Raw genomic sequence first — 11,440 nt, 5'->3', positions numbered from 1 at the left:
ACCAGCTTGGTTGACTGATCTAACGCATTCGCGAGCAAGCCCGCTCCCACATTGGTTACCGCATATCAGACTGAAATCAGCGCTGCACAACCCGCAGGTTGTTGTTCTGCTCTTTCGGCAGAACTCGTTTGGCAATCACGTAGTTCTTGTCCCAGAACGGCTTTTTCAGCGTGTCGATGCTTACCGACTTGCCACGACGCGGTGCGTGGATGAAGCGGTCGTTGCCCAGGTAGATGGCAACGTGATTGACCTGGCGGCTCTTGAGCTTGAAGAACAACAGGTCGCCCGGTTTCAGGTCTTTACGATCAACCTTCAGCCCGTGACCGGCGGCCATGGCGTTGGAAGTGCGTGGCAAATCCACCGCTTTGACGTCATTAAACGCATATTTCACCAAACCACTGCAGTCGAACCCTTTACTTGGGCTGCTGCCGCCCCAACGATAAGGAGTACCGAGCACATTAACCGCGCGGCTGAGGACGTTGCTGCTTTGTTTGGTGTTGACTGCCATCAGGCCGGCGGTTGCTTTACCGTGGGCCTTGCTCACTTGAGTCGGGCGGTTGACGGTCAGCTTTACCGACTTGGCGGTGCCTGGTGTGCTGTGAACTTTAGGGGTGAAACCGTTAACGTTAGGAAGACGTTGCTCACGATTGGTGGCGTGGGCGGCCAGTGGCATTAATAGGCAGATGGTTAGCCATGTCTTGAAAAATGGTCGCATTAGGCGTGGCTCTTTTTGGTTTGCGCGCAACTTTATAACAGCTTTTTGTGTCGTTCTAAGGCCGTTTGTCGACTGAACCCTGGGGTCAAATTCAGGAAAAACGCGACGAATTGCCGCTATTGTCCTGCAGAGGTCAGGTGGCATAAGGCTTTGCGGGAAGGAAGATACCATTTGCCGTGCGTCGGGCGCCCGTAAAAAAGTCACAAAGAAAATGAAAAAATTTATCTATCGAGGCAAAAGAGGTACTCCATGAACACCTATCGAGAGGATGTGATGCAGCAGGACACCCACAGCAAGGTGATCGGTTACCTGCTGTGGATTTTCGGTTTTACCGGGGCGCACCGCTTCTATTACGGCAAGCCGGTGACCGGGACGATCTGGTTTTTCACCTTTGGACTTTTCGGGATCGGCTGGCTGATCGACTTGTTCCTGATCCCCGCCATGGACCGTGAAGCAGACCTGCGTTTTACCGCCGGGCCGATCGAATACAACGTGGCCTGGGTACTGTTGGCGTTCCTGGGCGTGTTCGGGCTGCACCGCATGTATCAGGGCAAATGGATCACCGGCCTGATCTACCTGCTGACCGGCGGTTTGTTCCTGGTGGGCGTGCTGTATGACTTCTGGACGCTGAATACGCAGGTTTCGATCCGCAATGCCGAGCGCAACAACGGCCGATAAGCGCGCATACATTCAATGCGAGCACGGGCAATGTGGGAGCCGGGCTTGCCCGCGATAGCATCACCTCGGTTTGGCTGAAAGGCCGAGGTGCCTGCATCGCAGGCAAGCCAGATCCCACGGTGGCCACTTTAGATTTTGCGATCTATCAGGCCTGGTAGCTGATCCGCCCATCCACCAAGGTGTACCGCACCGTCGCCGGCAGGCTATGGCCGATGAACGGGCAGTTTTCACCCTTGGACAGCCAGTGTTCCCCGGCAACCGTGGAGCTGGTCGGATCAAACAGCACCAGGTCCGCCGCCGAACCCACCGCCACCTTGCCCGCCGGTAGCCGCAAGGCCTCAGCCGGGCCGGCACTCAGGCGCGCCAACAGCGTTGGCAGGTCGAGCAGACCGTCTTGCACCAGGGTCATCGCCAGCGGCAGCAGCAGTTCGACACTGCTGATGCCCGGCTCGGTCGCGCCAAACGGCGCCAGCTTGGCATCACGCTCGTGGGGTTGGTGGTGGCTGGAGATTGCCGACACCACACCCGACTTCACGGCCGCGCGCAAACCGTCACGGTCGGCCAGCGTGCGCAGGGGTGGCTGCACGTGGTAAAGGCTGGAGAAATCGATCAGCGCTTCATCGGTCAAAATCAGCTGGTACAACGCCACGTCCGCCGTCACCGGCAGGCCGCGCGCTTGTGCCTGGGCGATCAGGGCCACGCCGCGCGCGCTGGTCAACTGGCTGAAGTGCGCACGCACGCCACTTTGCTCCACCAGCAGCAGATCACGGGCCAGGGCCACGGTTTCAGCGGTTTCCGGGATGCCCGGCAGGCCGAGGAAACTGGCGACGGCGCCTTCATGGGCCAGGCCGCCTTCGGCCAGGTCGCGGTCCTGGGAGTGGAAGATCACCGTCAGGTCGAAGGTGGCCGCGTATTCCAGGGCGCGGCACAGCGTGCGCGTGCTGCGAAAACTTTCCAGCCCGTTGCCGAATGCCACGCAACCGGCGTCGCGCAGGGCGATCAGCTCGGCGAGTTGTTCGCCTTCCAGGCCTTTGCTCAGCGCGCCAATGGGGAACACTTTGCAATTGCCGGCTTCGCGGGCGCGGTCCAGGATCAGCTCGGTCACCGCCGAGGTGTCCAGGATTGGCTTGGTGTGCGGCGGGCAGCACAGGCTGGTGACGCCACCGGCAGCGGCGGCGCGGGTTTCACTGGCGATGGTGCCCTTGCGGCTGTAACCCGGTTCGCGCAGGGCGACGTTCAGGTCGACCAAACCAGGCGCGGCCACCAGGCCTTTGGCGTCGATCGTCTCGCTGGCGTTGAATCCCGCAGGCGCAGCGCCAATGGCGAGGATCTTGCCGGCTTCCAGGTGAAGATCGGTAACTTGATCCAGGCCGCTGGCCGGATCGATGACTCGGGCGCCGAGAATGCTGAGCTTCACTGGGCGTTCTCCTGCTCGAATTGACGTTGCGCGGTTTGCCCGCTCATGGCCATGGACAACACCGCCATGCGCACGGCGATGCCGTAGGTGACTTGATTGAGGATCACCGATTGGCTGCCGTCGGCCACCGCCGACTCAATCTCAACCCCACGGTTGATCGGCCCTGGGTGCATCACGATGGCATCCGGCTTGGCGCCGGCCAGCCGCGCGGTGGTCAGGCCGAACAGGCGGTAGAACTCACCTTCGCTCGGCAGCAGGCCACCGGCCATGCGCTCGCGTTGCAGGCGCAGCATGATCACCACGTCTACGTCCTTGAGGCCTGCGGTCATGTCGGTGTAGACCTTGACGCCGTACTGCTCGATACCAATCGGCAGCAGGGTTTTCGGCGCGATCACGCGGATGTCCGGGCAACCCAGGGCTTTGAGAGCCAGCATGTTCGAGCGCGCGACCCGCGAGTGCAGGATGTCGCCGACGATGGCCACCGAGAGGTTTTCAAAACCGCCCTTGTGCCGACGGATCGTCAGCATGTCGAGCATGCCTTGGGTTGGGTGCGCGTGACGGCCGTCGCCGCCGTTGATGATTGCCACGTTCGGGCACACATGCTCGGCGATGAAGTGTGCGGCGCCGGAGTCGCCGTGGCGCACCACGAACATGTCGGCGGCCATGGCTTCGAGGTTGCGCAGGGTATCGAGCAGGGTCTCGCCCTTGCTCGCCGACGAGGTCGACACGTTCAGTGTGATCACGTCGGCCGACAGTCGCTGGGCCGCCAGTTCAAAGGTGGTGCGGGTGCGGGTGGAGTTCTCGAAGAACACATTGCAGATGGTCTTGCCGCGCAGCAGCGGGACCTTCTTCACCGCGCGGCCACCGACTTCGAGGAACGAGTCGGCGGTGTCGAGGATTTCAGTCAGCAGTTCGCGGGGCAAACCGTCGAGGGACAAGAAGTGTTGCAACTGGCCCTGAGCATTGAGCTGCAGCGGGCGCTTGGCATCTAGAGGCGTCATCGCGGGGACTCTGTACAAGGCGGTTTAAAGGGCAAGGTCTTGCAGTTCGAGTTCGAGCGGCGTGGGACCGGACAATTTTACCCGCTGGTGGGCCTCCAGGGACAGGGTGGCACCGACCACATCCGGGCTGATCGGCAATTCGCCAGCGTCCAGGTCGAGCAGGCACACCAGCGTCACGCTGGCCGGGCGGCCGTAATCGAACAACTCGTTCATGGCGGCGCGGATGGTGCGGCCGCTCATCAGCACGTCGTCGATCAGCACCAGGTGCTGGCCTTCGATCTCGAACGGCAGGGCCGAAGGGCGCACCTGCGGGTGCAGGCCGTTCTGGCTGAAGTCGTCGCGGTAGAAAGACACGTCCAGCGTGCCCAGCGGCGAATCACTGCCCAGCTCTTTCAGCAACGCTTGGGCCACCCACACACCACCGGTGCGAATGCCGATGAAGCGCGGTTCGCTGATGGCACGGTGTTGCAAGTGCGCCTTGAGGCGAATCGCCATCTGGCTGATCAGGTCGGCGGGATTGGGCAGGCTCATGGTGGCTCCTTCAAGGCCTCGCGCAGGCAAGGTCCGGGCTCAAACGTAAAAAGACGCGGCAAGCCGCGTCAGTCAGGATTCAAATAAAGCGGTGTTTTCATCCAGCCAACCCTGCAACAGCAGGGCGGCGGCGATGGCGTCCACCGGGTTGTCGCGGTAGCTGCCTTTCTGCCCGCCACGGTCACGGCGCTCACCCTTGGCTTCAAAGGTGGTCAGGCGCTCGTCGTGGGTATAGAAGGGCAGGTTGTAGCGGCCATTGAGGCGGCGGGCGAACTTTTCGGCGCGCAGGCACATGTCGCTGGGGGTGCCGTCCATGTTCAAGGGCAGGCCGACCACGACGGCGTCGGGTTTCCACTCCTTGATCAGGGCCTCGACCTGGTTCCAGTCCGGAACGCCGTTCTGGGCCTTCAAGGTGCACAACTCGCGGGCCTGGCCGGTAATCACCTGGCCGACCGCTACGCCGATCTGTTTGGTGCCGTAGTCAAAACCGAGGATCAAGCGCAAGGCCATCAGGCGTGCCCCGCCTGGCTGGTCAGCAGGTTGAGGTTGACCCGCAACTTGGCTGCCGCCGCTTCCAGGCGCAGCTCGCTGGCGGTGTTGAATAAGATGTCGGCGTCGAACGGGCAAGTCAGCCAGGCATTGCTGGCCAGTTCGGCTTCCAGTTGCCCGGCTTCCCAGCCGGCGTAGCCGAGGGTGATCACGCTTTGCTCAGGCCCCACGCCGTCGGCGATGGCGAACAACACGTCCTGGGACGTGGACAACGACACACCTTCCAGGTCGACCGTGGCCTGGAACTTCGGCCCGGTGGGGTGCAGCACAAAACCGCGATCGGTCTGCACCGGCCCGCCGATGTAGATCGGTACGTTTTGGCAGCGCGCCGGTGGGTCGATCTCGGGGCGCAGTTGCTCAAGAATGTCGGCCAGGTTCAGCTCTTGCGGGCGGTTCACCACCAACCCCATGGCACCATTGGCCGTGTGCTCGACGATGTAGGTCAAGGTTTGCGCAAAGTTCGGGTCGGCCATATGGGGCATGGCGATCAGGAATTGGTGCTTGAGGTAGGTCGGGCTGACATTTTTCATGTCCGCTAGTGTGGCGTCGGAGGGGCGAACTGACAAGCTGCGGCGGACGCTAATTGTGGTAAGCGGGCTTGCCGTGGCGGGTGGACTTGTCGTGACGAGCGAGCTGTTGTGGCGAGCGGGCTTGCCTCGCGTTGGGGCGCGAAGCAGCCTTGAAATCTGGCGCTGTGGTCTTTCAGGCAGCGCGCGGTGGCCCTGTTGGGGGCCGCTTCGCAGCCCAGCGCGGGGCAAGCCCGCTCGCCACGACAGCCCCGCTCGCCACACGGGCGTGCAGCCTTTGGCAGGGTGTAGGAACGATCAGTTACTGGAAAGCCGATCACCCCGGGCAAACTTCCAGGTGCGGATGATTTCCAGGCGGTCTATGTCGTTCAAGTCGCCGGTAAACGGCGCGAAAGGCGCGGCCAGGCGCACGATGCGCTGAGCCGCCTGGTCCAGCAACGGTTGGCCGGACGACTCCAGCACCTGCACTTCATATAACGAACCGTCGCGGTTGATCGACACCAGTAAGCGCAAATTGCCATAGATCTGCTGGCGCCGGGCTTCGTCCGGGTAGTTGAGGTTGCCGATGCGTTCGACCTTCTTGCGCCATTCGTCCTTATACCAGGCGCCTTTGTCGCGCATGGTCGAGGCGGCGTTCAGGCGATAGATGCGCGGGCGCTTGGCGTACAACTGTTGTTCGTTGGCCAGTTCGGCTTCGAGGCTGGAGATCTGGTCGGAGAGCTGCGAGCTGTCGAAGGTCGGCGCCGGCTTGACCGGCTCGGGCTGCGGCTCAGTCTTGGTTTTCTCGCGCTGGGTCGGGGCTTTTTGCGGTTTCGGCGCAACAGTGGTCACGGCGGCCTTGGGCGCGGCCTGCTTGACCTCAGGCTTGGGCGTCGGCGGCGGGGTGACTTTATTCACCTTGTTGTCCTGGAACGGCGCCACTTCGGTGGTCTTGGGCACGGCCTTTTTGTCGAGCGTGCCGCTGCCTTGCTGATTGTCCTGGGCGAGAAAGTCAGCCTTTTCGGGCTGTTTTTCGCTCTTGAACGTGGCGAGGGTGATTTCCAGGGTTTTGGTGATCTGCTTGGGCTCGGCAAAGGTGAAACCCAGACCGAGTAACAAGGCGAGGTGGATCAGCGCTGCCAGAAACAGGGTAAATCCGAGCCGATCAGCCGGGCGCACGCCGCTGTGGGAGAGTTCGGGGGGCAGATCGGGCGGGAGCGTCATGACAAAAAAACCAACATCGCGCGTTTCACAGGTGCCGCATGATAACGCAATGTTGGTGTGTGTCCGGCTGTTCTATGTCACTTGGCTTGCAGCTTGCGCTCGATGGCTGCCATCAACATTTCGCCGATGTTCGTGCCAAATGCGTTGTCGATCTCGCGAATGCAGGTCGGGCTGGTGACGTTGATTTCGGTGAGATTCTCACCAATTACGTCCAGTCCTACGAACAGCAGGCCTTTTTCGCGCAGCGTTGGACCGACTTGGGAAGCGATCCAACGGTCTTTGTCCGACAGCGGTCGCGCTTCACCGCGACCGCCGGCTGCCAGGTTGCCACGGGTCTCGCCTGCGGCCGGGATACGCGCCAAGCAATAATCCACCGGCTCGCCGTCGATCATCAGGATGCGTTTGTCGCCGTCCTTGATCGCCGGAATGTAAGCCTGGCCCATGATCTGCTGGGTGCCCAGCGCGGTCAGGGTTTCCAGGATCACCGACAGGTTAGGGTCGCCGGCACGGTGGCGGAAGATCGACGTGCCGCCCATGCCGTCCAGCGGCTTGAGGATCACGTCGCCGTGCTTGGCGGCGAATTCACGCAACACGTCGGCGCGGCGGCTCACCACGGTAGGCGGCGTGCACTGTGGGAACAGGGTGGCGAACAGCTTTTCATTGCAGTCGCGCAGGCTTTGCGGCTTGTTGACGATCAGCACGCCAGCCCGCTCGGCCTGTTCCAGCAAGTAAGTGGAGTAGACGAATTCCATGTCGAACGGCGGGTCCTTGCGCATCAGGATCACGTCCAGATCGCTCAAGGGGCTGTCGATTTCATCTGCAAGCTCGAACCACTTTTCAGGGTTGGCAAACACCTGCAGCGGGCGCATGCGTGCGCGGGCCTCGCCGTCGCCCTGGTAAAGGTCCGGCTGCTCCATATAGAACAGCGTCCAGCCGCGGGCCTGGGCGGCCAGGAGCATGGCCAGCGAACTGTCCTTTTTATAGGAAATGCTGGCAATAGGGTCCATGACAATGCCGACGCGAACGCTCATGGGGGATTTCCTCTAGCAAATTAGGGCGCATAAAAGTGGCGTCAGAGTGGCGCTGCGGCTGTTGTGGGTCAAGGAAAAACCACCTGGCCGGTTGCTCGATAGATTGCGCCCGGAGACTGTGCTAAAAAGACTCCCACGGTGCAGCAGCCCTTGAATTCCAAGGCTTGCAGCGCTCATCCTGTGCAACATCAGGCAGTACACACCGAAAACCGATTCGCTGTGGCGATGGTAGAGCAGATATGGAACAGCATTCCAACGCCTTGAGAGTGATGGTGATCGACGATTCGAAAACGATCCGCCGCACCGCCGAGACCCTGTTGAAGAACGTGGGGTGCGAAGTCATCACGGCCATCGACGGTTTCGATGCACTGGCCCGGATTGTTGATCATCACCCGCACATTATCTTTGTCGACATCATGATGCCGCGCCTGGATGGCTATCAAACCTGCGCGCTGGTGAAGAACAACCCGGCGTTCAAGTCGATTCCGGTGATCATGTTGTCCTCCAAGGACGGCCTGTTCGACAAGGCCAAGGGGCGCATCGTGGGTGTCGATCAGTTTTTGACCAAGCCTTTCAGCAAGGAAGAACTGCTGAGCGCGATCAAGGCCTACGTGCCCGGCTTCGCCGCAGTAGAACAAGCACACTGACACCGCCTCACAAGGGCCGGCGTCCACCAATGTAGTGGGGAAAACCATGGCACGTGTTCTGATCGTCGACGATTCGCCGACCGAAATGTACAAACTGACCGGCATGCTGGAAAAGCACGGCCACCAGGTCCTCAAAGCCGAAAACGGCGCAGACGGCGTGGCCCTGGCCCGTCAGGAAAAGCCCGACGCCGTGCTGATGGACATCGTGATGCCGGGCCTCAATGGCTTTCAGGCCACCCGCCAGCTGTCCAAGGAGCCGGAAACCAACGGCATCCCGATCATCATCATCACCACCAAGGATCAGGAAACCGACAAGATCTGGGGCGCACGCCAGGGCGCCAAGGATTACCTGACCAAACCCGTGGACGAAGACACTCTGATCGCCACCCTGAACAAGGTGTTGGCCGGCTGACGGCACGCCATCATGACCGAGTCACAAACCGCCTTCGAGCTGCTGCTGGACATCGACCGCCGCTGCCGCCTGCTGGCCGCCGACCTGCCGTCCCAGGAAACCCGCCTGCAACGTTGGAGCGGGATCGGTTTTCGCCTGGGGCCGTATTGGTACGTGGCGCCGATGGGCGAAGTCGCCGAGGTGTTGCATGAACCGCGCTGCACCTTGATGCCCGGCGTCAAGCCCTGGGTCAAAGGCGTGGCCAACCTGCGTGGGCGTTTACTGCCGGTGATGGACCTGGGCGGGTTCCTCGACCTCGGGCTGTCCAGGGCCCGCAAGCAACGGCGGGTGCTGGTGGTGGAATTCAACGACTTGTTTGTCGGGCTGCTGGTGGACGAGGTGGTGGGCATGCAGCATTTCGCACAAGACGCACTGTTGGCGAGCACCGCGCCCACCGCGCCGTTTATCCAGGGCCAGTTCGACAGTGACCAGCTGTGGCAGGTCTTCAGCCCCTTCGCTTTGGCCCAGGCCCCAGGCTTCATGGATGTCGCCGCATGACCACCGCTACCACGCCCAAACCGCAAGCCGCATCGCGCAGCCGTTCGCAGATCATCGTGCTGTTTATCGCGCTGATCGTGTTCATCATGCTGTTGTTCGCCAACTTCGCGTACCTCAATACCCAGTCCACGTACGACAAACAGTACATCGGCCACGCCGGTGAGCTGCGCGTGCTGTCGCAGCGCATCGCCAAGAACGCCACCGAAGCCGCCGCCGGCAAGGCGGCCGCGTTCAAGCTGCTGGGCGATGCACGCAACGACTTCGCCCAGCGCTGGGGCTATCTGAAAAAAGGCGACACCGAGACCGGCCTGCCGGCTGCACCCAACGCGGTACGCGCCGAAATGCGCGCGGTGCAGACCGACTGGGAAGCGCTGCTGAAAAACACCGACGCGATTCTCGCCAGCGAACAGACCGTGTTGTCGTTGCACCAAGTGGCCGCGACCCTTGCCGAAACCGTGCCGCAATTGCAGATGGAATCGGAAAAGGTCGTCGACATTCTGCTGCAACGCGGCGCCCCGGCCAGCCAGGTGGTGTTGGCCCAGCGCCAATCATTACTGGCCGAACGCATCCTCGGCGCAGTCAATACCGTGTTGGCCGGCGACGAAACCTCGGTGCAGGCCGCCGATGCCTTTGGCCGCGACGCCAACCGTTTTGGCCAAGTGCTTAACGGCATGCTCCAGGGCAACGCCGGCCTGCGCATTGCTCAGGTTGAAGACCACGACGCCCGTGCGCGGCTGGCGGAAATCGCCGAGCTGTTTGAATTTGTCTCCGGCTCCGTGGATGAAATTCTCGAAACCTCGCCGCAGCTGTTCCAGGTACGCGCCTCGGCGAGCAATATTTTCAACCTGTCGCAAACACTGCTCGATGAAGCCTCGCACCTGGCCACCGGGTTTGAAAACCTCGCCAGCGGGCGCAGCTTCGACACCATCGGCGGCTACGTATTGGGCTTGCTGGCGCTGACCTCGATCATTCTGATCGGCTTGGTGATGGTGCGCGAGACCAACCGCCAGCTGCATGAAACCGCTGAGAAAAACGAGCGCAACCAGAACGCGATCATGCGCCTGCTCGATGAAATCGAAGACCTGGCCGATGGTGACCTGACGGTGACCGCCTCGGTCACCGAAGACTTCACCGGCACCATCGCCGACTCCATCAATTATTCCGTGGACCAGCTGCGCGATCTGGTGGCGACCATCAACCTCACGGCCGGGCAAGTGGCCGGCGCGGTGCAGGAAACCCAGGCCACCGCCATGCACCTGGCCCAGGCCTCGGAGCATCAGGCCCAGCAAATCGCCGAGGCTTCTACCGCGATCAACCAGATGGCCCAATCCATCGACCAGGTGTCGGCCAACGCCGCCGAGTCTTCGGCGGTGGCGGAGCGCTCGGTGGAAATCGCCAACAAGGGCAATGAGGTGGTGCACAACACCATCCACGGCATGGACAACATTCGCGAGCAGATTCAGGACACCGCCAAGCGCATCAAACGCCTGGGCGAGTCGTCCCAGGAGATTGGCGACATCGTCAGCCTGATCGACGACATTGCCGATCAGACCAACATCCTTGCCCTCAACGCCGCGATTCAGGCGAGCATGGCCGGTGATGCCGGGCGCGGGTTTGCCGTGGTGGCCGACGAAGTGCAGCGGTTGGCCGAGCGCTCGTCCGCCGCCACCCGCCAAATTGAAACCCTGGTGCGGGCGATCCAGACCGACACCAACGAAGCGGTTATTTCCATGGAACAGACCACCACCGAAGTGGTGCGTGGCGCGCGGCTGGCGCAAGACGCCGGGGTGGCGCTGGAAGAGATCGAAGGCGTGTCGAAAACCCTGGCAGCGTTGATCCAGAGTATTTCCAACGCGGCGCAGCAACAGACCTCGTCGGCCGGGCAGATTTCCCTGACGATGAACGTGATCCAGCAGATCACCACGCAGACGTCATCGGGCTCGACCGCCACGGCGGAGAGCATCGGCAACCTGGCAAAAATGGCCAGCCAGTTGCGGCGTTCGGTGTCGGGTTTCACGTTGCCAGCCGCCAAGCAGGTGGACGATTGAAATGCTATCCAACTGTGGGAGCGGGCTTGCTCGCGAATGCGGTGTATCAGTCAGCTGATCTATTAGCTGGCCCACCGCTTTCGCGAGCAAGCCCGCTCCCACATTGGATCTCCTTTTGATTTGAGATCTTGGCAACACACGCAA

General features: G+C 61.6%; 13 protein-coding genes. 5 read left to right on the top strand and 8 right to left on the bottom strand.

Annotated elements, in window-relative coordinates; genetic code table 11:
• Window positions 1-76 precede the first annotated feature (76 nt).
• A complete protein-coding gene (locus AC19YS_RS06510) occupies window positions 77-715 on the bottom strand; it encodes a C40 family peptidase (protein ID WP_106575678.1) in 639 nt (212 codons plus the stop codon).
• Window positions 716-964: 249 nt separating this feature from the next.
• Between AC19YS_RS06510 and AC19YS_RS06505 the strand changes: the two genes are divergently transcribed.
• Window positions 965-1,393 (top strand): NINE protein, encoded by a 429-nt coding sequence (locus tag AC19YS_RS06505; RefSeq protein WP_500601249.1) that lies wholly within the window; start codon window positions 965-967, stop codon window positions 1,391-1,393.
• A gap of 145 nt (window positions 1,394-1,538) precedes the next feature.
• Here AC19YS_RS06505 and AC19YS_RS06500 read toward each other — a convergent pair whose 3' ends face one another.
• The 7 genes from AC19YS_RS06500 to gshB form a co-directional block, all read right to left on the bottom strand.
• Window positions 1,539-2,810, bottom strand: a complete 1,272-nt coding sequence (locus AC19YS_RS06500) for a dihydroorotase (protein ID WP_106575676.1) — start codon at window positions 2,808-2,810, stop codon at window positions 1,539-1,541.
• Window positions 2,807-3,811 carry an aspartate carbamoyltransferase catalytic subunit gene (locus AC19YS_RS06495; RefSeq protein ID WP_106575675.1) on the bottom strand — a complete coding sequence of 335 codons (1,005 nt, stop codon included), beginning with the start codon at window positions 3,809-3,811 and terminating at the stop codon, window positions 2,807-2,809. The genes AC19YS_RS06500 and AC19YS_RS06495 overlap by 4 nt, the downstream gene beginning before the upstream one ends.
• A gap of 24 nt (window positions 3,812-3,835) precedes the next feature.
• Window positions 3,836-4,342: a bifunctional pyr operon transcriptional regulator/uracil phosphoribosyltransferase PyrR gene (gene pyrR / locus AC19YS_RS06490; RefSeq protein ID WP_119737455.1), complete on the bottom strand. Its 507-nt coding sequence runs from the start codon at window positions 4,340-4,342 to the stop codon at window positions 3,836-3,838.
• 72 nt (window positions 4,343-4,414) lie between these two features.
• Window positions 4,415-4,852, bottom strand: coding sequence for a Holliday junction resolvase RuvX (gene ruvX / locus AC19YS_RS06485; protein ID WP_003195067.1), 438 nt, complete (start codon window positions 4,850-4,852; stop codon window positions 4,415-4,417).
• Window positions 4,852-5,421, bottom strand: a complete 570-nt coding sequence (locus AC19YS_RS06480; RefSeq protein ID WP_106575672.1) for a YqgE/AlgH family protein — start codon at window positions 5,419-5,421, stop codon at window positions 4,852-4,854. Before AC19YS_RS06480 ends, ruvX begins: the two co-directional genes overlap by 1 nt.
• 294 nt (window positions 5,422-5,715) lie before the next feature.
• Complete coding sequence (locus AC19YS_RS06475) at window positions 5,716-6,621, bottom strand: energy transducer TonB (protein WP_472526802.1); 906 nt, start codon at window positions 6,619-6,621, stop codon at window positions 5,716-5,718.
• Between the two features lie 77 nt (window positions 6,622-6,698).
• Window positions 6,699-7,652 carry a glutathione synthase gene (gene gshB, locus AC19YS_RS06470; protein WP_106575670.1) on the bottom strand — a complete coding sequence of 318 codons (954 nt, stop codon included), beginning with the start codon at window positions 7,650-7,652 and terminating at the stop codon, window positions 6,699-6,701.
• Between the two features lie 239 nt (window positions 7,653-7,891).
• On the opposite strand from gshB, the gene pilG reads away from it, so the two are divergent.
• The 4 genes from pilG to AC19YS_RS06450 are packed head-to-tail and all read left to right on the top strand — an operon-like array spanning window position 7,892 to window position 11,296.
• Complete coding sequence (gene pilG, locus AC19YS_RS06465) at window positions 7,892-8,299, top strand: twitching motility response regulator PilG (RefSeq protein WP_106575669.1); 408 nt, start codon at window positions 7,892-7,894, stop codon at window positions 8,297-8,299.
• Between the two features lie 46 nt (window positions 8,300-8,345).
• Entirely contained in the window at window positions 8,346-8,711 is a 366-nt protein-coding gene (gene pilH, locus AC19YS_RS06460) for a twitching motility response regulator PilH (protein ID WP_003234583.1), read from the top strand.
• 12 nt (window positions 8,712-8,723) lie between these two features.
• Entirely contained in the window at window positions 8,724-9,248 is a 525-nt protein-coding gene (locus AC19YS_RS06455; RefSeq protein WP_119737459.1) for a chemotaxis protein CheW, read from the top strand.
• Complete coding sequence (locus AC19YS_RS06450) at window positions 9,245-11,296, top strand: methyl-accepting chemotaxis protein (RefSeq protein WP_119737461.1); 2,052 nt, start codon at window positions 9,245-9,247, stop codon at window positions 11,294-11,296. The genes AC19YS_RS06455 and AC19YS_RS06450 overlap by 4 nt, the downstream gene beginning before the upstream one ends.
• Window positions 11,297-11,440: the final 144 nt, after the last annotated feature.

It is taken from the genome of Pseudomonas sp. MF08831 (assembly GCF_059862645.1).
This window is presented reverse-complemented; position numbering and strand designations above follow the sequence as displayed.